Origin of the sequence: Micromonospora zhanjiangensis (genome assembly GCF_042650605.1) — a bacterium.
Taxonomy (GTDB): domain Bacteria; phylum Actinomycetota; class Actinomycetes; order Mycobacteriales; family Micromonosporaceae; genus Micromonospora_J; species Micromonospora_J zhanjiangensis.
Window position 1 is genome coordinate 507171 of sequence record NZ_JBHSBN010000001.1, and the last position, 21658, is coordinate 528828.

The 21658-nt window shown below is 70.0% G+C and carries 34 protein-coding genes; 33 read left to right on the plus strand and 1 reads right to left on the minus strand.

The features are described 5' to 3' along the window. The first annotated feature begins 3 nt into the window (after window positions 1–3). The 32 genes from rplC to truA all read left to right on the plus strand — a co-directional run bounded on the left by rplC (window position 4) and on the right by truA (window position 18496). Window positions 4–669: a 50S ribosomal protein L3 gene (gene rplC / locus ACFOX0_RS02455; protein WP_377541727.1), complete on the plus strand. Its 666-nt coding sequence runs from the start codon at window positions 4–6 to the stop codon at window positions 667–669. Further along, entirely contained in the window at window positions 666–1331 is a 666-nt protein-coding gene (gene rplD / locus ACFOX0_RS02460) for a 50S ribosomal protein L4 (protein ID WP_377541728.1), read from the plus strand. The genes rplC and rplD overlap by 4 nt, the downstream gene beginning before the upstream one ends. Continuing rightward, window positions 1328–1630, plus strand: a complete 303-nt coding sequence (rplW, locus tag ACFOX0_RS02465; protein ID WP_377541729.1) for a 50S ribosomal protein L23 — start codon at window positions 1328–1330, stop codon at window positions 1628–1630. Before rplD ends, rplW begins: the two co-directional genes overlap by 4 nt. Window positions 1631–1642: 12 nt before the next feature. Then, window positions 1643–2482, plus strand: coding sequence for a 50S ribosomal protein L2 (rplB, locus tag ACFOX0_RS02470; RefSeq protein ID WP_377541730.1), 840 nt, complete (start codon window positions 1643–1645; stop codon window positions 2480–2482). 12 nt (window positions 2483–2494) lie between these two features. Further along, window positions 2495–2776 carry a 30S ribosomal protein S19 gene (gene rpsS, locus ACFOX0_RS02475; protein ID WP_088647003.1) on the plus strand — a complete coding sequence of 94 codons (282 nt, stop codon included), beginning with the start codon at window positions 2495–2497 and terminating at the stop codon, window positions 2774–2776. Between the two features lie 35 nt (window positions 2777–2811). Continuing rightward, entirely contained in the window at window positions 2812–3312 is a 501-nt protein-coding gene (gene rplV, locus ACFOX0_RS02480; protein ID WP_377541731.1) for a 50S ribosomal protein L22, read from the plus strand. Next, window positions 3312–4193 carry a 30S ribosomal protein S3 gene (gene rpsC, locus ACFOX0_RS02485; protein ID WP_377541732.1) on the plus strand — a complete coding sequence of 294 codons (882 nt, stop codon included), beginning with the start codon at window positions 3312–3314 and terminating at the stop codon, window positions 4191–4193. The genes rplV and rpsC overlap by 1 nt, the downstream gene beginning before the upstream one ends. 3 nt (window positions 4194–4196) lie before the next feature. Then, window positions 4197–4622, plus strand: a complete 426-nt coding sequence (rplP, locus tag ACFOX0_RS02490) for a 50S ribosomal protein L16 (protein ID WP_377541733.1) — start codon at window positions 4197–4199, stop codon at window positions 4620–4622. After that, entirely contained in the window at window positions 4622–4858 is a 237-nt protein-coding gene (rpmC, locus tag ACFOX0_RS02495; protein WP_377541734.1) for a 50S ribosomal protein L29, read from the plus strand. The genes rplP and rpmC overlap by 1 nt, the downstream gene beginning before the upstream one ends. Then, a complete protein-coding gene (gene rpsQ, locus ACFOX0_RS02500) occupies window positions 4855–5133 on the plus strand; it encodes a 30S ribosomal protein S17 (protein WP_377541735.1) in 279 nt (92 codons plus the stop codon). The genes rpmC and rpsQ overlap by 4 nt, the downstream gene beginning before the upstream one ends. A gap of 102 nt (window positions 5134–5235) precedes the next feature. Beyond that, the gene (rplN, locus tag ACFOX0_RS02505; RefSeq protein ID WP_015619002.1) at window positions 5236–5604 is read left to right on the plus strand and encodes a 50S ribosomal protein L14; all 369 of its coding nucleotides are present in this window, start codon (window positions 5236–5238) and stop codon (window positions 5602–5604) included. Further along, complete coding sequence (rplX, locus tag ACFOX0_RS02510; RefSeq protein WP_377541737.1) at window positions 5601–5921, plus strand: 50S ribosomal protein L24; 321 nt, start codon at window positions 5601–5603, stop codon at window positions 5919–5921. Before rplN ends, rplX begins: the two co-directional genes overlap by 4 nt. Further along, window positions 5921–6490, plus strand: coding sequence for a 50S ribosomal protein L5 (gene rplE / locus ACFOX0_RS02515; RefSeq protein ID WP_377541738.1), 570 nt, complete (start codon window positions 5921–5923; stop codon window positions 6488–6490). The genes rplX and rplE overlap by 1 nt, the downstream gene beginning before the upstream one ends. A gap of 4 nt (window positions 6491–6494) precedes the next feature. After that, the gene (locus ACFOX0_RS02520) at window positions 6495–6680 is read left to right on the plus strand and encodes a type Z 30S ribosomal protein S14 (protein WP_007073023.1); all 186 of its coding nucleotides are present in this window, start codon (window positions 6495–6497) and stop codon (window positions 6678–6680) included. A gap of 78 nt (window positions 6681–6758) precedes the next feature. Beyond that, window positions 6759–7166, plus strand: a complete 408-nt coding sequence (gene rpsH / locus ACFOX0_RS02525; RefSeq protein ID WP_377541739.1) for a 30S ribosomal protein S8 — start codon at window positions 6759–6761, stop codon at window positions 7164–7166. 16 nt (window positions 7167–7182) lie between these two features. Next, window positions 7183–7725: a 50S ribosomal protein L6 gene (rplF, locus tag ACFOX0_RS02530; protein ID WP_377541740.1), complete on the plus strand. Its 543-nt coding sequence runs from the start codon at window positions 7183–7185 to the stop codon at window positions 7723–7725. Further along, the gene (gene rplR, locus ACFOX0_RS02535) at window positions 7722–8111 is read left to right on the plus strand and encodes a 50S ribosomal protein L18 (RefSeq protein WP_377541742.1); all 390 of its coding nucleotides are present in this window, start codon (window positions 7722–7724) and stop codon (window positions 8109–8111) included. The genes rplF and rplR overlap by 4 nt, the downstream gene beginning before the upstream one ends. A 30-nt stretch (window positions 8112–8141) precedes the next feature. Then, on the plus strand, window positions 8142–8756 hold the full coding sequence (rpsE, locus tag ACFOX0_RS02540; RefSeq protein ID WP_377541743.1) for a 30S ribosomal protein S5: 615 nt from the start codon (window positions 8142–8144) through the stop codon (window positions 8754–8756). Next, a complete protein-coding gene (gene rpmD, locus ACFOX0_RS02545; protein WP_090787949.1) occupies window positions 8756–8938 on the plus strand; it encodes a 50S ribosomal protein L30 in 183 nt (60 codons plus the stop codon). Before rpsE ends, rpmD begins: the two co-directional genes overlap by 1 nt. Next, a complete protein-coding gene (rplO, locus tag ACFOX0_RS02550) occupies window positions 8938–9381 on the plus strand; it encodes a 50S ribosomal protein L15 (RefSeq protein ID WP_377541744.1) in 444 nt (147 codons plus the stop codon). The genes rpmD and rplO overlap by 1 nt, the downstream gene beginning before the upstream one ends. A gap of 238 nt (window positions 9382–9619) precedes the next feature. Next, entirely contained in the window at window positions 9620–10951 is a 1332-nt protein-coding gene (gene secY, locus ACFOX0_RS02555; RefSeq protein ID WP_377541745.1) for a preprotein translocase subunit SecY, read from the plus strand. Next, window positions 10952–11605 (plus strand): adenylate kinase, encoded by a 654-nt coding sequence (locus ACFOX0_RS02560; RefSeq protein ID WP_377541747.1) that lies wholly within the window; start codon window positions 10952–10954, stop codon window positions 11603–11605. Between the two features lie 10 nt (window positions 11606–11615). Next, window positions 11616–12467, plus strand: coding sequence for a type I methionyl aminopeptidase (gene map, locus ACFOX0_RS02565; protein WP_377541748.1), 852 nt, complete (start codon window positions 11616–11618; stop codon window positions 12465–12467). A gap of 108 nt (window positions 12468–12575) precedes the next feature. After that, window positions 12576–13130 (plus strand): DUF1707 SHOCT-like domain-containing protein, encoded by a 555-nt coding sequence (locus ACFOX0_RS02570; protein WP_377541749.1) that lies wholly within the window; start codon window positions 12576–12578, stop codon window positions 13128–13130. A 452-nt stretch (window positions 13131–13582) separates the two neighbouring features. Continuing rightward, window positions 13583–13804 carry a translation initiation factor IF-1 gene (gene infA, locus ACFOX0_RS02575; RefSeq protein WP_007073013.1) on the plus strand — a complete coding sequence of 74 codons (222 nt, stop codon included), beginning with the start codon at window positions 13583–13585 and terminating at the stop codon, window positions 13802–13804. A gap of 156 nt (window positions 13805–13960) precedes the next feature. Continuing rightward, window positions 13961–14077: a 50S ribosomal protein L36 gene (gene rpmJ / locus ACFOX0_RS02580; protein ID WP_212822987.1), complete on the plus strand. Its 117-nt coding sequence runs from the start codon at window positions 13961–13963 to the stop codon at window positions 14075–14077. A 176-nt stretch (window positions 14078–14253) separates the two neighbouring features. Beyond that, the gene (gene rpsM / locus ACFOX0_RS02585) at window positions 14254–14634 is read left to right on the plus strand and encodes a 30S ribosomal protein S13 (protein ID WP_377541750.1); all 381 of its coding nucleotides are present in this window, start codon (window positions 14254–14256) and stop codon (window positions 14632–14634) included. Window positions 14635–14763: 129 nt separating this feature from the next. Beyond that, window positions 14764–15168 (plus strand): 30S ribosomal protein S11, encoded by a 405-nt coding sequence (gene rpsK, locus ACFOX0_RS02590; protein ID WP_377541751.1) that lies wholly within the window; start codon window positions 14764–14766, stop codon window positions 15166–15168. A 14-nt stretch (window positions 15169–15182) separates the two neighbouring features. Continuing rightward, a complete protein-coding gene (gene rpsD / locus ACFOX0_RS02595; protein ID WP_377541752.1) occupies window positions 15183–15809 on the plus strand; it encodes a 30S ribosomal protein S4 in 627 nt (208 codons plus the stop codon). 119 nt (window positions 15810–15928) lie between these two features. After that, window positions 15929–16951 (plus strand): DNA-directed RNA polymerase subunit alpha, encoded by a 1023-nt coding sequence (locus ACFOX0_RS02600; RefSeq protein WP_377541753.1) that lies wholly within the window; start codon window positions 15929–15931, stop codon window positions 16949–16951. A 31-nt stretch (window positions 16952–16982) separates the two neighbouring features. Further along, window positions 16983–17546, plus strand: a complete 564-nt coding sequence (gene rplQ / locus ACFOX0_RS02605; protein WP_377541754.1) for a 50S ribosomal protein L17 — start codon at window positions 16983–16985, stop codon at window positions 17544–17546. 119 nt (window positions 17547–17665) lie between these two features. Next, entirely contained in the window at window positions 17666–18496 is an 831-nt protein-coding gene (truA, locus tag ACFOX0_RS02610) for a tRNA pseudouridine(38-40) synthase TruA (RefSeq protein ID WP_377541756.1), read from the plus strand. A gap of 25 nt (window positions 18497–18521) precedes the next feature. Here truA and ACFOX0_RS02615 read toward each other — a convergent pair whose 3' ends face one another. Next, the gene (locus ACFOX0_RS02615; RefSeq protein ID WP_377541757.1) at window positions 18522–19958 is read right to left on the minus strand and encodes a hypothetical protein; all 1437 of its coding nucleotides are present in this window, start codon (window positions 19956–19958) and stop codon (window positions 18522–18524) included. A gap of 943 nt (window positions 19959–20901) precedes the next feature. Here ACFOX0_RS02615 and ACFOX0_RS02620 point away from each other — a divergent pair. Then, window positions 20902–21507, plus strand: coding sequence for a class I SAM-dependent methyltransferase (locus ACFOX0_RS02620; RefSeq protein WP_377541758.1), 606 nt, complete (start codon window positions 20902–20904; stop codon window positions 21505–21507). Window positions 21508–21658 lie beyond the last annotated feature (151 nt).

Below are 21658 nucleotides of genomic sequence, written 5' to 3' on the forward strand. Positions count from 1 at the left end.
CTAATGGACAGGCAAGTTAAGGGGATCCTGGGCGCCAAGCTCGGCATGACCCAGGTCTGGGACAACAACCGCGTTGTCCCGGTGACCGTGGTGCAGGCCGGCCCGTGTGTCGTGAGCCAGGTCCGTACCGCCGACAAGGACGGCTACGCGGCGATCCAGTTGGCGTACGGCGCGGTCGACCCGCGCAAGGTCAAGAAGCCGCTCCGCGGCCACTACGCCAAGGCGGACGTGGCGCCGCGCCGACACATCGTCGAGCTGCGCACCACCGACGCGGGCGAGTACGAGCTCGGCCAGGAGGTCACCGTCGAGGCGTTCGCCGAGGGTTCGGCGATCGACGTGACCGGCAAGACCAAGGGCAAGGGCTTCGCCGGTGTGATGAAGCGGCACGGCTTCCACGGTCTGCGCGCGAGCCACGGTGTCGAGCGCAAGCACCGCTCGCCCGGCTCGATCGGCGCCTGCGCCACCCCGGGTCGCGTCTTCAAGGGCGTCCGGATGGCCGGTCGGATGGGTGGCGTGCGGTTCACCGTGCAGAACCTGAAGATCCAGGCCGTCGACACCGAGAACAACCTGATCCTGGTCCGGGGCGCGATCCCCGGCCCGAAGGGCGCGTTGGTCCTGGTCCGCAGCGCGGCCAAGGCCCAGGTGAAGAGGGGCGGTGGCGCGAAGTGACGACCGTTGACGTACTGACCGTCGAGGGCGGCAAGGGCGGTTCGGTCGAACTGCCCGCCGACATCTTCGACGCGCAGGCCAACGTGGCGCTGATGCACCAGGTGGTGGTGGCCCAGTTGGCGGCCGCCCGCCAGGGCACGCACAAGGTGAAGACCCGCGGCGAGGTCTCCGGTGGCGGCAAGAAGCCGTACAAGCAGAAGGGCACCGGCCGGGCCCGCCAGGGTTCGACCCGGGCGCCGCAGTTCGCCGGCGGTGGCGTCGTGCACGGTCCCGTGCCGCGCGACTACAGCCAGCGGACCCCGAAGAAGATGAAGGCCGCCGCGCTGCGCGGTGCGCTGTCCGACCGGGCCCGCGCCGGCCAGGTGCACGTCGTCGAGGCGTTCGTCAGCGGTGACAAGCCGTCGACCAAGGCGGCGCTGGAGACCCTGCGCAAGGTCACCGGGGCCCGCCGGGCGCTGGTCGTCCTGAGCCGGACGGACGAGCTCAACTGGCTGTCGCTGCGCAACCTGCGCAGCGAGCCGGGCAACCAGGTGCACCTGATCGAGGCCGGCCAGCTCAACACGTACGACGTGCTGGTCGCCGACGACGTGGTCTTCACCAAGGAAGCGCTGGACGAGTTCCTGGGCGTGCCGGCCGAGACCACCGAGGAGGGTGGCAAGTGAGCACCATCGCCGACCCGCGCGACATCATCGTGGCGCCGGTCGTCTCGGAGAAGAGCTACAGCGAGCTGAACAAGAACTGGTACACGTTCCTGGTCAGCCCGGACGCCAACAAGACCGAGATCAAGATCGCTATCCAGCAGATCTTCAACGTCCGCGTCCTGACGGTGAACACCCTCAACCGCGAGGGCAAGCGCAAGCGGAGCCGCACCGGCTTCGGCAAGCGCAAGGACACCAAGCGGGCGATGGTGAAGCTGGCTGACGGTGACCGCATCGAGGCCTTCGGCGGCCCGGTCAGCTGAGGGGTATAGACAATGGCTATCCGTAAGTACAAGCCGACGACGCCCGGCCGACGCGGCTCCAGCGTCTCGGACTTCGCCGAGATCACCCGGTCGACTCCCGAGAAGTCGCTGCTCGCTCCGCTGCCGAAGAAGGGTGGACGGAACGTCCACGGCCGGATCACCACCCGGCACCACGGCGGTGGGCACAAGCGGCAGTACCGCCTGATCGACTTCAAGCGGGTCGACAAGGACGGCGTGCCGGCCAAGGTCGCGCACATCGAGTACGACCCGAACCGCACCGCCCGGATCGCGCTGCTGCACTACGCCGACGGCGAGAAGCGCTACATCATCGCGCCGAAGGACCTGAAGCAGGGCGCCACGGTGGAGTCCGGCCCGAGCGCCGACATCAAGCCCGGCAACAACCTGCCGCTGCGGAACATCCCGGTGGGTACCACCATCCACGGCGTCGAGCTGCGCCCGGGCGGGGGTGCCAAGCTGGCCCGCTCGGCCGGTGTCGGCATCCAGCTGCTCGGCCGGGAAGGCGCGTACGCCACGCTGCGGATGCCCTCGGGCGAGATCCGCCGGGTGGACGTGCGCTGCCGGGCCACCGTCGGTGAGATCGGCAACGCCGACCAGTCGAACATCAACTGGGGTAAGGCCGGCCGGATGCGGTGGAAGGGCAAGCGCCCGACCGTCCGTGGTGTGGCCATGAACCCGGTCGACCACCCGCACGGTGGTGGTGAGGGTAAGACCTCCGGTGGTCGCCACCCGGTCAACCCGCAGGGTAAGCCCGAGGGCCGTACCCGTCGCAAGGGCCAGCCGAGTGACCGGCTGATCGTCCGCCGTCGCTACGCCACGCGTAAGCGCGGCTGAGGGAGATAGAAGATGCCTCGCAGCCTGAAGAAGGGCCCGTTCATCGACGACCACCTGCTCAAGAAGGTGGAGACGCAGAACGACAAGGGCTCGAAGAACGTCATCAAGACCTGGTCGCGGCGCTCGACGATCATCCCGGAGATGCTCGGGCACACGATCGCCGTGCATGACGGCCGCAAGCACGTCCCGGTGTTCGTCACCGAGGCGATGGTCGGGCACAAGCTCGGCGAGTTCGCGCTGACCCGGACGTTCAAGGGTCACGAGAAGGACGACCGGAAGAGCCGTCGGCGCTGAGCCGGGCAGAGACAAAGGATCAAGGGGTTACAGCGATGCCAGTTAAGGGCGACGCTCCGGTGCTTCCGGGCGCGCGGGCGGTTGCGCGGCACGTGCGCATCTCGCCGACCAAGGCGCGCCGGGTGGTCAACCTCGTCCGCGGTCTGCCCGCGAAGGAGGCGCTCACGGTGCTGCAGTTCGCGCCGCAGGCCGCGAGCGAGCAGGTCTACAAGGTGCTCGCCAGCGCGATCGCCAACGCCGAGAACAACGAGCGGCTGGACCCTGACGCGCTGCTCGTCAGCGAGGCGTACGTGGACGAGGGTCCGACCATGAACCGGTTCCGGCCGCGGGCACAGGGCCGGGCGTACCGGATCCGCAAGCGGACCTGCCACATCACCATCGCGGTCGAGGCCGTGGCGGTGGCGACGCCGGCCAAGAAGGCGGCGCCGGCCAAGAAGGCGGCGGCGAAGAAGGCCACCTCGGCGGAGCAGGCCACGCCGGCCACGGCGACCGAGGAGTCGGCGGAAACGCAGAGCAAGACGGAGGGTGCGGAGTAATGGGTCAGAAGGTTCACCCGCACGGGTTCCGGCTCGGCATTTCGACCGACTGGAAGTCGCGCTGGTTCGCGGACAAGCTCTACAAGGACTACATCGGCGAGGACGTCAAGATCCGCCGGATGATGTCCACCGGGCTCGAGCGGGCCGGAATTTCCAAGGTCGACATCGAGCGCACCCGGGACCGGGTCCGGGTCGACATCCACACCGCCCGGCCGGGCATCGTCATCGGCCGGAAGGGTGCGGAGGCCGACAAGATCCGCGGCAAGCTCGAGAAGCTGACCGGCAAGCAGGTCCAGCTCAACATCCTCGAGGTGAAGAACCCGGAGTCGGACGCGCAGCTGGTGGCCCAGGGCGTCGCCGAGCAGCTGTCCAGCCGGGTCAGCTTCCGCCGGGCGATGCGTAAGGCCATGCAGTCGGCGATGAAGAACCCGGTCTGCAAGGGCATCCGGGTGCAGGTCTCCGGCCGTCTCGGCGGCGCGGAGATGAGCCGGACCGAGTTCTACCGCGAGGGTCGGGTGCCGCTGCACACGCTGCGGGCCAACATCGAGTACGGCTTCTTCGAGGCGCGTACCACCTTCGGTCGGATCGGCGTGAAGGTGTGGATCTACAAGGGCGACGCCGTACCCGGTCGGGAGGCCCCGGCCGAGGCTCCGTCGCGGCCCCGCCGCGACCGCGGTGACCGGCCCGACCGGCCGCGTCGTGGTCGCTCCGGTTCCTCCGGCACCACCGCCGGCGGCACCGAGGCCGGCCGGGCGGCCGCCGCCGGGATAACCGGCGGTGCGCCCGAGGCCACGAACGAAAGTGCCGCGCCGGCCACCGCCGCGCCGGCCACTCCGGCCGCCTCGGCGACCGGATCGGACAGCTCAGCGCAGGAGGGCTGACAGATGCTGATGCCGCGCAAGCCCCCGAAGGGCTTCCGCAAGCCGCACCACCCCGGCCGCAGTGGCGCGTCGAAGGGCGGCAACCGGGTGGTGTTCGGCGAGTTCGGAATCCAGGCGCTGGAGCCGGCCTACGTGACGAACCGACAGATCGAGTCGGCCCGTATCGCGATGACCCGGCACATCAAGCGTGGTGGCAAGGTCTGGATCTCGGTCTTCCCGGACCAGGCCCTGACCAAGAAGCCGGCCGAGACCCGGATGGGTTCCGGTAAGGGCTCGCCCGAGTGGTGGGTGGCCAACGTGAAGCCGGGGCGGGTGCTCTTCGAGATGTCCTTCCCCAACGAGCAGATCGCGCGAGAGGCGATGCGTCGCGCGATCCACAAGCTCCCGATGAAGTGCCGCATTGTTACGCGCGAAGTGGGTGAATCCTGATGGCAGCGGGCGTTAAGGCCGGCGAGCTGCGTGAGCTCCCAGAGGAGGAGCTGGTCACGAAGCTGCGCGAGGCCAAGGCGGAGCTGTTCAACCTCCGCGTGCAGGCCGCGACCGGCCAGCTCGACAACAACCGTCGGCTGCAGGTCATCCGTCGGGACATCGCCCGGATCTACACGATCATGCGTGAGCGCGAGCTGGGACTCTCGGCCGCGCCGACTGAGGTGACTGCATCATGAGCGAGAACAACACCACCGCCGCCACGCGGCCGCAGCGCAAGGTGCGCGAGGGCCTCGTGATCAGCGACAAGATGGACAAGACCGTCGTGGTCGAGGTCGAGGACCGGGTCAAGCACGCCCTGTACGGCAAGGTCATGCGCCGGACGAGCAAGCTGAAGGTGCACGACGAGCAGAACTCGGCCGGTACCGGCGACCGGGTGCTGATCATGGAGACCCGGCCGCTGTCCGCCACCAAGCGGTGGCGGATCGTGGAGATCCTCGAGAAGGCCAAGTAAGAGCCGTACCTCCTGCGCGGCAGGGCGAAACAACAAGGCTCAGGGTTCCGCCAAGCTCAACCGGGTCGACCGGCTGAGAACTGGCAGACATAGGAGATAGACGTGATTCAGCAGGAGTCGCGACTGCGTGTCGCCGACAACACGGGTGCCCGGGAGATCCTGTGCATCCGCGTTCTCGGTGGCTCCGGTCGGCGCTACGCGAGCATCGGCGATGTCATCGTGGCCACGGTCAAGGACGCCATCCCCGGTGCTGGTGTGAAGAAGGGCGACGTCGTCAAGGCGGTCATCGTCCGCACCGCGAAGGAGAAGCGGCGGCCGGACGGCTCGTACATCCGTTTCGACGAGAACGCCGCCGTCATCATCAAGGACGGTGGCGACCCGCGCGGTACCCGCATTTTCGGCCCGGTGGGCCGGGAGCTGCGGGACAAGCGGTTCATGAAGATCATTTCCCTCGCTCCGGAGGTGTTGTGACCGTGAGAATCAAGAAGGGTGACACGGTCGTCGTCATCGCCGGCAAGGACAAGGGCGCCAAGGGCAAGGTCATCGCGGCCTACCCGCGGCAGGACAAGGTCCTGGTCGAGGGCGTGAACCGGATCAAGAAGCACACTCGCATCAGCACCACTCAGCGTGGCGCCCAGACCGGTGGCATCGTCACCCAGGAGGCCCCGATCCACGTCTCGAACGTGCAGATCCTGGACTCCGACGGCAAGCCGACCCGCGTCGGCTACCGGATCGACGACAACGGCCAGAAGGTCCGCATCGCGCGTAGCACCGGTAAGGACCTGTGATGACGACGGCGACCGAAACCAAGACCATGCCGCGCCTCAAGGAGCGGTACCGCAACGAGATCGTGGCCAAGCTGCGTGAGCAGCACAACTACGCCAACCCGATGCAGGTGCCGGGCCTGGTCAAGATCGTCGTCAACATGGGTGTCGGCGAGGCGGCCCGAGACGCGAAGCTGATCGACGGCGCGGTGCGCGACCTGGCCACCATCACCGGGCAGAAGCCGCAGGTGCGCCGGGCGACCAAGTCCATCGCGCAGTTCAAGCTGCGGGAGGGCATGCCGATCGGGGCGAAGGTCACCCTGCGCGGCGACCGGATGTGGGAGTTCCTGGACCGGTTGCTGTCCATCGCGCTGCCGCGTATCCGTGACTTCCGCGGGCTCGACGGGCGCAAGCTCGACGGGCACGGCAACTACACGTTCGGCCTGACCGAGCAGTCGGTGTTCCACGAGATCGACCAGGACCGGATCGATCGCCAGCGGGGCATGGACATCACGGTGGTGACCACCGCCACGACCGACGACGAGGGCCGGGCGCTGCTGAAGCTCCTGGGCTTCCCGTTCAAGGAGAACTGAGCGAATGGCCAAGAAGGCGCTGATTCTCAAGGCTGCCGCGAAGCCGAAGTTCTCGGTTCGCGCGTACACCCGCTGCCAGCGGTGCGGGCGTCCGAAGGCGGTATACCGCAAGTTCGGCCTCTGCCGGGTGTGTATCCGGGAGATGGCCCACCGCGGTGAGCTGCCCGGCGTGTCCAAGGCTTCCTGGTAACCGAGTAACAACTTCTTCGCCGTAGGCCCGAGAGCGTCACCGCACCGGGAACCCCGGCGAGAAAGGCTGACGAAATCCATGACGATGACCGACCCGATCGCAGACATGCTCACGCGTCTGCGTAACGCCAACCAGGCGTACCACGACCGGGTGACGATGCCCTACTCGAAGATCAAGGCGAACATCGCCGAGGTCCTCAAGTCCGAGGGTTACATCGCCAGCTGGTCCGTCGACGATCCCGAGGAGGGAATCGTCGGCAAGCGACTGGTCGTCGAGCTGAAGTATGGCCAGAACCGCGAGCGGAGCCTGGCCGGCATCAAGCGCGTGTCCAAGCCCGGTCTGCGGGTGTACGCCAAGTCGGACGGGCTCCCGCGGGTGCTCGGTGGGCTGGGCGTGGCGATCATTTCGACGTCCCAGGGACTGCTCACCGACCGGCAGGCCCGCAAGCGGAGTGTTGGCGGGGAAGTCCTCGCCTTCGTCTGGTAACGGGAGACTGGTAGAAATGTCGCGTATTGGACGTAAGTCGATCCCGGTTCCCTCCGGCGTCGATATCAAGATCGAGGGCCGGACCGTCACGGTCAAGGGCCCGAAGGGCGAGCTCTCGCACACCCTGGCCGAGCCGATCAGCGTGGAGAAGGGTGACGGCGGCGAGCTGAACGTCACCCGCCCCAACGACGAGCGGCGCGCCAAGGAACTGCACGGCCTGAGCCGGACCCTGGTCGCCAACATGATCGTCGGGGTGACCGAGGGGTACCGTAAGAGCCTGGAGATCGCCGGCACCGGCTACCGGGTCACCGCCAAGGGCAAGGACCTCGAGTTCGCGCTCGGGTTCTCGCACCCGGTGCTGGTCCCCGCCCCGGACGGCATCACCTTCACCGTCGAGCGCCCCACCCTGTTCCACGTGGCCGGCATCAACAAGCAGCAGGTCGGTGAGGTCGCCGCCAACATCCGGAAGATCCGGCCGCCGGAGCCCTACAAGGGCAAGGGCGTGAAGTACCAGGGCGAGGTCATCCGCCGCAAGGCTGGAAAGGCAGGTAAGAAGTGAGCGCCACGCTGCTCAAGCGCCGCCGCGGCGTCGCCGCCAAGCGTGCCGTCGGGCGTGCGCGTCGGCACTTCCGCGTCCGCAAGAACATCAGTGGTACCGCCGCGCGTCCGCGCCTGGTGGTCACCCGTTCGCTGCGGCACATCACCGCCCAGATCGTCGACGACACCAAGGGCCACACCCTGGCGTCGGCGTCGACTCTGGACGCGTCGCTGCGCGGCACCGAGGGCGAGAAGAGCGCGCTGGCCGGCAAGGTCGGCACGCTGCTCGCCGAGCGGGCCAAGGCCGCCGGCATCTCCAAGGTCGTCTTCGACCGCGGTGGCAACCGGTACGCGGGGCGGATCGCCGCGCTGGCCGACGCCGCCCGCGAAGCCGGGCTCGAGTTCTAACAACCCGTCACAGAGAGAGGAAGGCTGCTGATGCCAGGTCAACAGCGCCGTGGCGGCGGGTCCGGTGGCAACGAGGGTGGTCGCCGCGACAACCGCCGTGAGGGCGGTCGCGGAAACGCGCCCGTCGAGAAGACCCCGCACCTCGAGCGGGTCGTCGCGATCAACCGTGTCGCCAAGGTCGTCAAGGGTGGTCGTCGGTTCAGCTTCACCGCCCTGGTGATCGTCGGCGACGGCGACGGCACGGTCGGCGTGGGCTACGGAAAGGCCAAGGAGGTGCCCGCGGCCATCGCCAAGGGTGTCGAGGAGGCCAAGAAGCACTTCTTCAAGGTGCCGCGGATCGCCTCGTCGATCCCGCACCCGGTGCAGGGTGAGGACGCCGCCGGCGTCGTCCTGCTCAAGCCGGCCAGCGCCGGTACCGGCGTCATCGCCGGTGGCCCGGTGCGTGCCGTGCTGGAGTGCGCGGGCATCCACGACGTGCTCTCCAAGAGCCTCGGTTCGTCGAACCCGATCAACATCGTGCACGCCACCGTCGCGGCCCTGAAGGGGCTGGAGTCGCCGGAGGCGGTCGCGAAGCGTCGGGGCCTGCCGGTCGAGGACGTCGCGCCGGCCGCGATGCTCGCGTCGCGGGCGGGGGTGGCGTCCTGATGGCACGGCTCAAGGTCACCCAGGTCCGCTCCGGGATCGGGTCGAAGCACAACCAGCGGGAGTCCCTGCGGTCGCTCGGTCTCAAGCGGATCAACGACGTGGTGGTCAAGGAGGACCGCCCCGAGATTCGGGGCATGATCTTCAAGGTTAACCACCTCGTGAAGGTCGAGGAGGTCGAATAATGACGATCAAGGTTCACCACCTGCGTCCGGCCCCGGGCGCCAAGACCGCGAAGACCCGGGTGGGTCGCGGTGAGGGCTCCAAGGGCAAGACCGCCGGTCGGGGTACGAAGGGCTCCAAGGCCCGGAAGAACATCTCGGCGGCGTTCGAGGGTGGGCAGATGCCCCTGCACATGCGGCTGCCGAAGCTGAAGGGCTTCAAGAACAAGTTCAAGGTCGTGTTCCAGGTGGTCAACCTGGACCGGCTCGCCGAACTGTTCCCGAACGGCGGCCAGGTCGGTCCGCAGGAGCTGGTCGAGGCCGGCGCGGTCCGCAAGGGCCAGCCGGTCAAGGTCCTGGGCACCGGCGACCTGGGCGGCGTCGCCCTCCAGGTCTCGGCGCACGCGTTCAGCGCGTCGGCGAAGGAGAAGATCGCCGCCGCTGGTGGCTCGGTCACCGAGCTGTAAGAAGGCGCACTGGTCGTGGCGCCCGTCTCAGTTGTCGGCAACTGACGGGCGCCACGATCCACAACCGGGCCGGTCGCCCGGTAATATCGGAGCCGGTGTATGTTGCCGGGCACACCTGCCCCCAGCCACACCGGGCTGTTAGAGTCCGAATCCCAGCTATGGGTTTCGAGCGCTCGCTCGACAATCAACCCGTCCCGCCACGGACCACCGGCGGGCCGCCCCGCGCAGGAGGAAGAAGTTGCTCTCCGCCTTTGTCAGCGCGTTCCGCACGCCTGACCTGCGCAAGAAGCTGCTGTTCACAGTGGCCATCATCGCGGTCTACCGGCTCGGCGCGACGCTGCCCAGTCCGGGCGTCTCGTACGGCAACGTGCAGAAGTGCATCGAGGCGACCAAGGCCGGCGACACCAGTGGCGTGTTCCAGCTGCTGAACCTGTTCTCCGGTGGCGCGCTGCTGTCGCTGTCGGTCTTCGCGCTCGGCATCATGCCGTACATCACGGCCTCGATCATCCTGCAGCTGCTGACCGTCGTGATCCCGCGGCTGGAGCAGCTCCGCAAGGAGGGCCAGGCCGGCCAGGCGAAGATCACGCAGTACACCCGCTACCTGACCCTGGGCCTGGGCATCCTGCAGGCCTCCGCGTTCGTCGCCCTGGCCCGTTCCGGCCAGCTGTTCAACGGGCTGTGCGACCAGTTCCCGATCGTGCCGGACGGCACCGGGCTGCCGACCTGGATCACGCTGGCCACCCTGGTGATCACGATGACCGCCGGCACCGGCGTGGTGATGTGGCTCGGTGAGCTGATCACCGACCGCGGGGTCGGTAACGGCATGTCCGTACTGATCTTCACCTCGATCGCGGCCCGGCTGCCCGGCGAGGGCTACACCATCCTGCAGAGCAAGGGCACGACCAAGTTCATCCTGGTCCTGGTGCTGGTGCTGCTGATCATCACCGCGGTGGTCTACATCGAGCAGGCCCAGCGACGGATCCCGGTGCAGTACGCCAAGCGCATGATCGGCCGGCGGATGTACGGCGGCACCTCGACCTACATCCCGCTGAAGGTCAACCAGGCCGGCGTCATCCCGATCATCTTCGCCTCCTCGCTGCTCTACCTGCCGCAGCTGGTGCTGCAGTTCTTCGACCAGAACAACCTCAACGGTTGGCAGCTCTGGCTGCAGAACAACCTGGTCAATGCGGCCTCACCGGCGCACATCGCGCTGTACTTCCTGCTCATCATCTTCTTCACCTACTTCTACGTGTCGATCACGTTCAACCCGACCGAGGTCGCGGACAACATGAAGAAGTACGGCGGGTTCGTGCCGGGCATCCGGCCGGGCAAGCCGACGGCGGAGTACCTCGACTTCATCCTCAGCCGGATCACCCTCCCCGGTGCTATGTACCTGGGCCTGGTCTCGGTCCTGCCGAACTTCTTCTTCATCTGGTTGGACACGCAGCAGTACCAGAACTTCCCGTTCGGTGGCACCGCTGTGCTGATCATGGTCGGTGTCGGGCTCGAGACCGTGAAGCAGATCGAGAGCCAACTGATGCAGCGGAACTACGAAGGGTTCCTGCGGTAGATGCGACTCGTTCTCGTCGGTCCCCCCGGGGCGGGTAAGGGGACCCAGGCCGAGTTCATCGCCGCCCACCTGGCCGTGCCCAAGATCTCGACCGGGGACATCTTCCGCGCCAACGTCTCCCAGGGCACGCCCCTGGGGGTCGAGGCCAAGCGTTACATGGACGCCGGCAAGCTGGTCCCGGACGAGGTCACCATCAACATGGTCCGGGACCGGCTGGCCGAACCGGACGCCGGCGAGGGCTTCCTGCTCGACGGGTTCCCGCGCACCACACCGCAGGCGGCGGCGCTGGACAAGCTGCTGGCCGACCTCGGCACCGCGTTGGACCTGGTGCTGGAGCTGGTGGTCGACGACGACGAGGTGATCCGGCGGCTCTCCGGCCGGCGTACCTGTCGGGGGTGCGGCAAGATCTGGCACGTCGAGTTCGACGCGACGAGCCAGGAGGGCATCTGCGACCGGTGCGGCGCCGAGCTGTTCCAGCGGGACGACGACAAGCCGGAGACCATCGCCGAGCGGCTGCGGGAGTACGCCGCCAAGACGGCGCCGCTGGTCGACTACTACGGCGCCCAGGGCAAGCTGGTCGGGATCGACGCCACCGGTCCGGTCGAGGACGTCACGGTGCGGGCGATCGACGCGCTGCGTTCGTACGGCGGATAGGCTGGCTGGCATGCGCCGTCACCAGCTGGACATCCAGCTGAAGACTCCGGAGCAGATCGACAAGATGCGGGCCGCGGGGCTGGTCGTCGCGGCCGCCCTGGCCGCCATGCGGGACGCTGTCGCGCCCGGCGTCAGCACCGCCGACCTGGACGCGATCGCCGAATCGGTGATCCGGAACGCCGGCGGAGTGCCCTCGTTCAAGGGCTACCACGGTTTCCCGGCCTCCATCTGCTCGTCGGTCAACGAGCAGGTCGTGCACGCGATCCCGTCGCCGCGGCAGGTGCTCGCCGAGGGCGATCTCATCTCGATCGACTGCGGCGCGATCCTGGACGGCTGGCACGGTGACGCCGCCATCACGGTCGCCGTGGGCGAGACCCGGCCCGAACTGGTCCGGATGGCCCAGGTGGCCGAGGACGCGATGTGGGCGGGCATCGCCGCCGCCGCGCGCGGTGCGGCCAGCGGGCGCGGCCGGCTCACCGACATCTCGTACGCCGTCGAGCAGGCGGTCCGCAAGGCCGGCCGGTACGGCATCGTCGACGGCTACGGCGGCCACGGCATCGGCACCGAGATGCACCAGGACCCGCACGTGCTCAACCACGGCCGGCCCGGGCGCGGCCCGAAGCTCGTCCCGGGGTTGGCGCTGGCGATCGAGCCGATGATCACGCTGGGCTCGCCGCGTACCGCCGAACTGAGCGACGGCTGGACGGTGGTGACCCGGGACGGCTCGATGGCCGCGCACGTCGAGCATTCGATGGCGCTGTTGGACGACGGTGTCTGGGTGCTCACCGCCCCGGACGGCGGCCGGGCCCGGCTGGGCAAGCTGGTGACCGCCCGGCAGCCGGCCAACACCTCCTCGACCTGACCGGCCCGCCCGTCGACCGCCGCGGCCGACCGCGTTCCGGTCGCGGTATGGATCTTCGTGGGTGGCCGGCCTCGTCACGCCTGGACCCGCGATGGCATGCTGTAGCCCATGGAACGGGGCGAGATGCGGGCGGGCGACGCGGACCGGGAGAAGGTCGCCGAGCAACTCCGCACGGCGTTGGGCGAGGGCCGGCTGGACCTGCCCGAGTACGACGAGCGGCTGCAGAGGGCGTACGCCGCCCGGACGTACGCGGACCTGGACGGCCTGCTGGACGACCTGCCCGGAACGGTGCCCCCGGCCCAGGCCCGGCTGGCCCGGCCCGCGTCGGCGGACCCGGCGGCGCCCGGCGCCGAACCGGGTGGCGCGTCGGGGCCGTCGGCGCCCGGCCGGCACTGGCTGTTGGCCATGTGGAGCGGATGGTTGGGCACCGCGGCGTTGGTGACCGGGATCTGGCTGATCAGTGTCGTCGGTTCCGGACACCTGACCTACTTCTGGCCGTTCTGGGTGATCGGACCGTGGGGGATCTTCCTGTTGGTCGCCACGGTGCAGCGGGCCACCGGCGGCGCGCCGCACGGTCGGGCGGGCCACCCCGCGCCTGACCGGCACGCCGGCCGGGACGACCGGCGGGCCCGCCGCCGTGACCGCCGCCGCTACCACGGCTGACCGCCCCACCCCGCAGAGCTGCCGACACCCCCGACACCGACCGGCGGAAGCGCCCCCGTTCCCAGCCTGCCTGCCGCCCCCGCGAGGCTCATGATCGGGGCAAAGTCGGGGACTTTGCTGCTTCGGCCGCGCCGGGAGACAGCAAGGTCCGGGACATTGTGTGGATCATCAAGCTGGGCGGCGGCGGACGGGGGTCGTCGTTGCCGGTCTGTCCGGTTCGGCGGGCGGCCGGTGACCCGTTTCGGGGGACGGGCACCCGCAGTTGGCGTCGTCGCGTCGCCGCGCGTACACTGGCTGATCGGCGCACAGCGTCCACTCCGGCCTGCCCACCCGCGCTTCGGTGGGTGCCGGAGCCGCGGCTGGTTCGAGTGCACGATCTTGATCCCAAGGTCCACACCCGGATGAGACGTTGTGAGCCGTCCGGAGTAACCGAAGTCAGGACAGCGGAGGACATGCCGAAAAAAGACGGAGCCATCGAAATCGAAGGCCGGGTCATCGAGCCGCTCCCGAACGCGATGTTCCGGGTCGAGCTCGCCAACGGCCACAAGGTGCTGGCTCACATCAGCGGCAAGATGCGGCAGCACTACATCCGCATCCTGCCCGAGGACCGGGTCGTCGTCGAACTCTCGCCGTACGACCTGACCCGCGGGCGCATCGTCTACCGCTACAAGTGAACCTGTCTCGACCCCCGCGGCGCGTGAGCGCCGAGGACCCGGGTTGAGCGAGGTTCGGTCATCGACAACCTGACGACGGCCGGGAAGTCCCGTGTCCGTTTCGAGGTCCGGCGCCGCAGGCGCGCCGTCGGACCTGGATGGGAAGTAAGGCACACCGTGAAGGTCAAGCCGAGCGTCAAGAGGATCTGCAACAACTGCCGGGTGATCCGCCGGCACGGCCGGGTCATGGTCATTTGCAAGACCGACCCGCGCCACAAGCAGCGCCAGGGCTGAGCGCCCCCGCCGCAGACAGCACAACAACACAAGCTCGTCCCAGCCGCGAGCGACGAAGCGCACCGCGTACGCGTTTCTCGTGGCTGACCCCCGGTCGGAGGCCGGGGCCCACCTCGGGCGGTGGGGTGGGACGGGCACAGACCTCCGCGACAACACCACGAGGAGTACGCCCACCCATGGCACGTCTCTCCGGCGTCGACCTCCCCCGCGAGAAGCGGATGGAGATCGCGCTCACCTACATTTTCGGTATCGGCCGCACCCGTGCGGTCGAGACGCTCGTCGCGACCGGCATTTCCCGGGACAAGCGCGCCAAGGACCTCACCGATGACGAGCTGCTGCAGCTGCGTAATCACATCGAGGCCAACTACAAGGTAGAAGGTGACCTTCGCCGCGAGGTCGCCGCGGACATCCGTCGCAAGGTCGAGATCGGCTGCTACGAGGGCATCCGGCACCGCCGGGGTCTGCCTGTGCGCGGTCAGCGGACCCGGACCAACGCGCGTACGCGCAAGGGCCCGAAGCGGACCGTCGCAGGTAAGAAGAAGGCCGGCAAGAAGTAATTCTCAAACCGGAATTCTGGTCGTTCTCCGCCGAGGTAGGCCGGGCTCCAACCGGAACCGGTGTCTACGAGATCAACGGGGCGAACAGCCAGAACCGATCGAGAACCCACATCAGGAGCGCACAGACTTATGCCACCGAAGGCTCGTGCCGGAGCCGTCAAGAAGGTCCGGCGCAAGGAACGCAAGAACGTCGCCCACGGGCAGGCGCACATCAAGAGCACCTTCAACAACACCATCGTGTCCATCACGGACCCGACCGGTGCGGTCATCTCCTGGGCCTCCGCGGGCCAGGTGGGCTTCAAGGGCTCCCGCAAGTCGACCCCGTTCGCCGCGCAGCTGGCCGCCGAGGCCGCCGCGCGTCGCGCGATGGAACACGGCATGCGCAAGGTCGACGTGTTCGTCAAGGGTCCCGGCTCCGGCCGGGAGACCGCCATCCGTTCGCTGCAGGCCGTCGGGCTGGAGGTCGGGCAGATCTCCGACGTCACCCCGCAGCCGCACAACGGGTGCCGTCCGCCTAAGCGTCGTCGGGTCTGAGAGGTTAAGGAAAGATGGCTCGTTACACCGGTCCCGACTGCCGTCGCTGCCGTCGGGAGAAGATGAAGCTGTTCCTCAAGGGCAGCAAGTGCGATGGTCCGAAGTGCCCGTTCGAGTCCCGGCCGTTCCCGCCCGGGCAGCACGGTCGCGGCCGGACCAAGGAGACCGAGTACCTGCTGCAGCACCGCGAGAAGCAGAAGGCCCGCCGGGTCTACGGCGTGCTGGAGAAGCAGTTCCGCGGTTACTACGACGAGGCCGTGTCGAAGCAGGCCAAGACCGGTGAGGTCCTCCTGCAGATCCTCGAGTCGCGGCTGGACAACGTGGTCTACCGGGCCGGCCTGGCCAAGTCCCGGGACCACGCCCGGCAGCTGGTCAAGCACGGCCACTTCAAGGTCAACGGCAAGAAGGTCGACATCCCGTCGTACCGCGTCAAGGAGCACGACATCGTCGAGGTCCGGGAGAAGTCCAAGGAGCTCACGCCGTTCGTCGTGGCGCAGGCCGAGGCCGGCTCCAAGACGGTCCCGGCGTGGCTGGAGGCCATCCCCAGCCAGATGAAGGTGCTCGTCCACTCGCTCCCGGCCCGCCAGGTCATCGACACGCAGGTCCAGGAGCAGTTGATCGTCGAGCTCTACTCGAAGTAGTCCCGGCGCTCCGGTGGTGGCCCTGCCACGGGTCACCACCGGACCCCGGTACGGGTTGGGCACAACGGAACACCAGTTTGGGCATCAAATAGCGGGTGCCCCGAACGAAAAGAGAAACAATGCTCATCAGTCAGCGGCCGACCCTCTCCGAGGAGTCGATCAGCGAGACCCGCTCCCGGTTCACCATCGAGCCGCTCGAGCCGGGCTTCGGCTACACCCTGGGCAACTCGCTCCGGCGTACGCTGCTGTCGTCCATCCCGGGCGCGGCGGTCACGTCGATCAAGGTCGACGGTGTCCTGCACGAGTTCACCACGATCCCCGGGGTCAAGGAGGACGTGGTCGAGCTCGTCATGAACGTCAAGGAGCTGTGCGTCAGCTCCGAGCACGACGAGCCGGTCAGCATGTACCTGCGCAAGCAGGGCCCGGGCGACGTCACCGCCGGTGACATCCAGCCGCCGGCCGGCGTGTCGGTGCACAACGCCGACCTGAAGCTGGCCACCCTGAACGGCAAGGGCCGGCTCGACATGGAGCTGACCGTCGAGCGGGGGCGGGGCTACGTCACCGCGGCGCAGAACAAGCAGGCCGGCGCCGAGATCGGCCGGATCCCGGTCGACTCGATCTACTCGCCGGTACTCAAGGTGACGTACCGGGTCGAGGCGACCCGGGTCGAGCAGCGCACCGACTTCGACCGGCTGATCATCGACGTCGAGACCAAGGCGTCGATCGGCCCGCGTACGGCGCTGGCCTCGGCCGGTTCGACGCTGGTCGAGCTGTTCGGCCTGGCCCGCGAACTGGACGAGACGGCGGAGGGGATCGACATCGGTCCGTCGCCGCAGGACGCCCAGCTCGCCGCCGACCTGGCCCTGCCGATCGAGGAGCTGGACCTGACCGTCCGCTCCTACAACTGCCTCAAGCGCGAGGGCATCAACTCCGTTGGAGAGCTCATCGGGCGGACCGAGGCCGACCTCCTCGACATCCGGAACTTCGGCCAGAAGTCGATCGACGAGGTCAAGATGAAGCTCGCCGGGATGGGTCTCGGGCTGAAGGACTCGGCCCCGAACTTCGACCCGGCACACGTCGTGGACACCTTCGGCGAGGCTGACTACGACACCGAGGACTACCGCGAGACCGAGCAGCTCTAAGATCCGCTGCCTTTACTGAGGAGCACCAACAATGCCCACGCCCACCAAGGGTCCCCGCCTCGGCGGCAGCCCGGCGCACGAGCGGCTGATGCTGGCGAACCTGGCCAGCGCGCTGTTCCAGCACGGCAAGATCCAGACCACCGAGACGAAGGCCAAGCGGCTGCGTCCCCTCGCCGAGCAGCTCATCACCAAGGCCAAGCGCGGTGACCTCGCCTCGCGTCGGCGGGTGGCTGCGGTCGTGCGGGACAAGGACGTGGTCTACAACCTGTTCGACCAGATCGCGCCGCGGTACGCCAACCGCAACGGTGGCTACACCCGGATCGTGAAGACCGGCCCGCGCAAGGGTGACGCCGCGCCGATGGCGATCATCGAACTGGTCGAGGAACTGGTCGCGGCGCAGCCGGCCAGGGCGACCAAGAAGACGGCGGCCCGCAAGGCCGCCCAGCAGGACAAGGTCGAGGCGCTCGCCCCGGAGGAGGAGCTGCCGAAGTCGGCCGCGGCCGGCGACCAGGACGCCGAGGCGCCCGAGTCGGCGTCCGGTGACACCGCCGAGGCTCGCGCGGACAGCGACGAGGCCGGCGAGAACAAGGCCTGAGCACAGGCGACGTCGGGCCCGACACCCCCGCCGGGGTGCCGGGCCCGACCCGTCTCCGGCCCGCCGTACCCGTCGTCGGCGCGGGTGAGCCGGCCGGTCCCGGGAAGGAGAGGCATCGGATGGACGGACGGATCCGGGTACGCCTGGACGTCGCCTACGACGGTGGCGACTTTTCCGGCTGGGCCGCCCAGCCCGGTCGGCGTACCGTGGCCGGCACCGTCACCGAGACCCTGGACCGGATCGTCGGGCCGGGGCGGGCCACCGGGTTGACCGTGGCCGGGCGTACCGACGCGGGGGTGCACGCGACCGGTCAGGTCTGTCACGTCGACCTGCCGGCCGAGGCCTGGGCGGAGCTCTCCGGCTCGCTGCTCCGGCGGCTCGCCGGCCTGCTGCCCACCGACGTCCGGGTCCGCGCCGTGACCGAGGTGCCGGCCGAGTTCGACGCCCGCTTCTCGGCCACCTTCCGCCGGTACGAGTACCGGGTCACCGACGCGCCGCACGGGGCGGACCCGCTGCGTCGGCACGAGATCCTCGCCTGGCCGCGGCCGTTGGACCTGGCGGCGCTGAACCGGGCGGCCGAGGGACTCGTCGGCGAGCACGACTTCGCGGCGTACTGCCGGCGCAAGGAGCACGCGACCACCCGGCGCGAGATCACCCGGCTGGACTGGCGGCCGGACGGTCCCGCGATGTTCGTCGCCACCGTGCAGGCCGACGCGTTCTGCCAGTCCATGGTGCGCAGCCTGGTCGGCGCGATGCTGGTCGCCGGGGACGGTCGGCGCGCGGTGGACTGGCCGGCCGGGCTGCTGAGCCGGCGGGAACGGTCGAGCGAGGTGACGGTGGCGCCGGCGCACGGGCTCACCCTGGTCGCGGTCGGCTATCCGGACGATTCGGCCGAGTACGCCCGGCAGGCGGTGCTGACCCGACGGTTGCGGCTCACCCCGCAGACCTGACCCCCGGGCCGCCCCGGACCCGGCGTCAGGATGCCTGTTTGCCGGCGGTGGCCCGCTTGTCCAGTACGACGCCGCGCAGATGCAGCTCGATCACGTCGGAGAGAACCTTCTGGGCGTCCTTGTCGGCGGCTTCGATCGGCTGCCCGTTCACCCGGGCGATGACGCAGTAGACCAGGAAGTGACCGCGGGAGTGCCAGCCCACCTGGGCGGTGGTGCGGGTGATCGCTTCGGTGCCGCGACCGGCGACCATCCCCTGGAACCGGCCCCGGCCACCGTCGACCAGCGGCTTGATCTTCTCGTGGGCCCGGTCCGCCGCGGCCGCGTCGATCAGGTTGAAGATCCCACCGGTGACCACGAAGGCCCCGGTGGGGGAGCGCAGCGTGCCGCGGACCACCTGGCTGCAGCCGAGTTGGACCAGCAGGCTGCTGATCTCCCCGGTGACGGCGGACCGGCAGTCCTCGGACGCGTCGGTCTTCAGCAACTGGTACGCCGGCTCGTTCTGGTTGATCACGATCTGCTCGGCCGGGAAGAGTTCCCGGAGGGTGAGTGGGGCCGGGTCGACCGTGCGTGAGCTGATGTCCCGGGCGGCGACAGCCTGCGGATTGCCGCCGGGTCCGCCCGCGCCACCGCCCTGCCGCTCGTCGGCCAGCATGAAGTAGCCGCTCAGCCCGCAGACACCGAGCAGCGCCACCACCACGATGCCGCCGATGACGACCTGCCAGCGGCGGGGCGAGCCGGGCGCCCTGCTCCGATCGGTGTCCGCCGGACCCGGCCGTTCCCGGCGACGGGACGGCGTCGACGACCCGGCCGGGGCGGCACCGTCCCGGTGTGGCCCGGCACCCAGGGACCGGCGCGTCGGGGGCGGCCGGAGGTGACTCCGCTTCGGCGGTGGGGGCAGTGCCCGTCGCGTACCGGTCGGGGAGAACGCCCAACCGCCGCTGCCGGTGGCTCCGGCGGTCGCCGGCCCGGTCGAATCGGCGGACGGGCCGGGCCGGTCGAGGGTCGAGTCCGACCGGCGGGCCGGAACCGGCGGCGCGGCCGAGGCCGGCGGCGCGACAGGCCGGGCTGGGCGGGACCGCTCCAGGCCGGACCGCTCCGGGCCGGGCTCCGGCTCGGGCCGACCGGCGTAGCCGTCCCCGGACCGTGGCGAGGGCCGGGCCCGACCGACCGGCGCGGCCGGTGCCTGCCCGGTCGCCGGCGGGCCCGGTCGCGGCGGGACGGAATGCCCGGCCGGGCGGGGCGCGGGGATCCGACCGACCGGCGCGGCCGGTGCCTGCCCGGTCGCCGGCGGGCCCGGTCGCGGCGGGACGGTACGCCCGGCCGGGCGGGGCGGGGGAATCCGGCCGGCCGGCGGCGTGTCGGTGCCGCCCGGCGGTCGGGGCGTGACGGTCGGGGTGCCCTGGCCGGACGAGACGGTGAAGGCCCAACTCGTCCCGTCAGTGCCGCCGGGTTGGCCGTGCACCGACGCCGGATCGTCCCTGGGCGTCCGGTCGTGGGTGGGCCGGCGAGCCGCCGGCGCGGGATACGACCGGTCCTGGCCGGCCGACGACGGCTGGCCGGCAGCCGGTGACGGAAACCCTGCCGCCGGTGGCGCGGTCCGTGGTGCAAACCCTGCGGTTGGTGGTGCGGTCCGTGGTGGAAACCCTGCCGCCGGTGGCGCGGTCCGTGGTGCAAACCCTGCCGTCGGTGGTGCGGCCGGCGGTGGGAAGCGACCCGCCGGCGGTGCGGACGGCGGTGGGAAGTCGCCCGCCGGTGGCGCCGGCCGGGATCGGTGTCCGGTCGCCGGTGGTGCCGACCGGGGTGGGAACCGGCTCACCGGCGGCGGTGACCCGGCCGGCGGGACGGACCCGGCCGGGGGAGCGGCCGGGCCGAACCGGGACGGGGCCGGCCGCGCGGCGCGGGAGGAGTCCGGCGCGGCCCGCCGGGACGGTCGCGGCGGGACGGGGCCGCCGTCGGCCGGCTCATCGCCGACCGGGTACGCCGGATGGTCGTGCCAGGGGGATGGGCGACCGTGCCGGCCCGGCTCGGTCGGGTGCCGGTCGGATTCCGGCAGGCGGGGCCGGGGCGGCCCGACCCGGCGGGGCGGCCCGGCTGGAAAGCCGGCCTCCGGATCGGGGCGGACGTCCTCGTGACGCGGTGGTGGCCACCCGTCTGATCGAGGTCCATCCCTGTCCCTCACGTCGCACACAGTAGTGGAGATTGCGCAGTGCGCGCGCCCTCCCGCAAATGGCAGTTGGTGAAAGAGCGGACATTCTTCGAGCCGGGGCAGATCCGCCCTGCACCGGGACAAGACCCATCCAGACAAGACCCATCCAGACAAGACCCCACCCGGACACGGTCCCACGCCGGGCAAGGCCCCACCCGGGCCCGCCGGGCGCCCGACCCGATGGGCGAGAATGCGGGACGTGACCGGCGACCACTACTTCACCGCCCAGCCCGCCACGGCCGAACACCGCCGGGACATCGAGTTCACCGTGGCGGGACGGGACTACCGGCTCACCTCGGCGGCCGGGGTGTTCTCCGCCGACCGGCTCGACGCCGGCACCGCCGTACTGCTGCGCAAGGGTGACCTGCCGGGGCCCGGCACGACCGGCCCGCTGCTCGACCTGGGCTGCGGCTACGGACCGATCACCTGCGTGCTCGCCGCGTCGGCGCCGGACGCGACCGTCTGGGCGGTGGACGTCAACGCCCGGGCCCGGGCGCTCGCCGTCGACAACGCGCGGCGGCTCGGCGTCGCCGGGCGGGTCCGCGTCGTGGCGCCGGACGAGGTCCCGGACGATGTCCGGTTCGGGCAGCTCTGGTCCAACCCCCCGATCCGGATCGGCAAGGCCGAACTGCACGCCATGCTGCTGCGCTGGCTGCCCCGGCTGGCGCCGGACGGCGTCGCCTGGCTGGTGGTCGGCCGGCACCTCGGCGGTGACTCGCTGCAACGCTGGCTGGTCGAGCAGGGCTGGACGGTCGGTCGGCACGCCAGCCAGAAGGGCTTCCGGGTCCTGCGCGTCACCCGCTGAGCGGCCGCTGGACGGGATCGCCGGGACGAGGCCACCGGACCGGACCGCCGGGACGAGGCCGCTGGACGGGATGGCCGGACGCCGGATCGCCGGATCGCCGGACGGGCGGAAACCGGTTGGTCCGGCGCGGCCGCTCGGGCAGGATGCCGGC

Coding starts and splice junctions, on each gene's coding strand:
- rplO (WP_377541744.1), top strand. CDS start 8,938: ATGACGATCAAGGTTCACCACCTGCGTCCGGCCCCGGGCGCCAAGACC.
- rpmD (WP_090787949.1), top strand. CDS start 8,756: ATGGCACGGCTCAAGGTCACCCAGGTCCGCTCCGGGATCGGGTCGAAG.
- ACFOX0_RS02560 (WP_377541747.1), top strand. CDS start 10,952: ATGCGACTCGTTCTCGTCGGTCCCCCCGGGGCGGGTAAGGGGACCCAG.
- ACFOX0_RS02570 (WP_377541749.1), top strand. CDS start 12,576: ATGGAACGGGGCGAGATGCGGGCGGGCGACGCGGACCGGGAGAAGGTC.
- rplB (WP_377541730.1), top strand. CDS start 1,643: ATGGCTATCCGTAAGTACAAGCCGACGACGCCCGGCCGACGCGGCTCC.
- rpsE (WP_377541743.1), top strand. CDS start 8,142: ATGCCAGGTCAACAGCGCCGTGGCGGCGGGTCCGGTGGCAACGAGGGT.
- ACFOX0_RS02520 (WP_007073023.1), top strand. CDS start 6,495: ATGGCCAAGAAGGCGCTGATTCTCAAGGCTGCCGCGAAGCCGAAGTTC.
- infA (WP_007073013.1), top strand. CDS start 13,583: ATGCCGAAAAAAGACGGAGCCATCGAAATCGAAGGCCGGGTCATCGAG.
- rplC (WP_377541727.1), top strand. CDS start 4: ATGGACAGGCAAGTTAAGGGGATCCTGGGCGCCAAGCTCGGCATGACC.
- rplF (WP_377541740.1), top strand. CDS start 7,183: ATGTCGCGTATTGGACGTAAGTCGATCCCGGTTCCCTCCGGCGTCGAT.
- rplP (WP_377541733.1), top strand. CDS start 4,197: ATGCTGATGCCGCGCAAGCCCCCGAAGGGCTTCCGCAAGCCGCACCAC.
- rpsH (WP_377541739.1), top strand. CDS start 6,759: ATGACGATGACCGACCCGATCGCAGACATGCTCACGCGTCTGCGTAAC.
- rpsC (WP_377541732.1), top strand. CDS start 3,312: ATGGGTCAGAAGGTTCACCCGCACGGGTTCCGGCTCGGCATTTCGACC.
- rpsK (WP_377541751.1), top strand. CDS start 14,764: ATGCCACCGAAGGCTCGTGCCGGAGCCGTCAAGAAGGTCCGGCGCAAG.
- rpsM (WP_377541750.1), top strand. CDS start 14,254: ATGGCACGTCTCTCCGGCGTCGACCTCCCCCGCGAGAAGCGGATGGAG.
- rplQ (WP_377541754.1), top strand. CDS start 16,983: ATGCCCACGCCCACCAAGGGTCCCCGCCTCGGCGGCAGCCCGGCGCAC.
- rplV (WP_377541731.1), top strand. CDS start 2,812: ATGCCAGTTAAGGGCGACGCTCCGGTGCTTCCGGGCGCGCGGGCGGTT.
- rpsQ (WP_377541735.1), top strand. CDS start 4,855: ATGAGCGAGAACAACACCACCGCCGCCACGCGGCCGCAGCGCAAGGTG.
- rpsS (WP_088647003.1), top strand. CDS start 2,495: ATGCCTCGCAGCCTGAAGAAGGGCCCGTTCATCGACGACCACCTGCTC.
- map (WP_377541748.1), top strand. CDS start 11,616: ATGCGCCGTCACCAGCTGGACATCCAGCTGAAGACTCCGGAGCAGATC.
- rplE (WP_377541738.1), top strand. CDS start 5,921: ATGACGACGGCGACCGAAACCAAGACCATGCCGCGCCTCAAGGAGCGG.
- truA (WP_377541756.1), top strand. CDS start 17,666: ATGGACGGACGGATCCGGGTACGCCTGGACGTCGCCTACGACGGTGGC.
- ACFOX0_RS02600 (WP_377541753.1), top strand. CDS start 15,929: ATGCTCATCAGTCAGCGGCCGACCCTCTCCGAGGAGTCGATCAGCGAG.
- rpsD (WP_377541752.1), top strand. CDS start 15,183: ATGGCTCGTTACACCGGTCCCGACTGCCGTCGCTGCCGTCGGGAGAAG.
- rpmC (WP_377541734.1), top strand. CDS start 4,622: ATGGCAGCGGGCGTTAAGGCCGGCGAGCTGCGTGAGCTCCCAGAGGAG.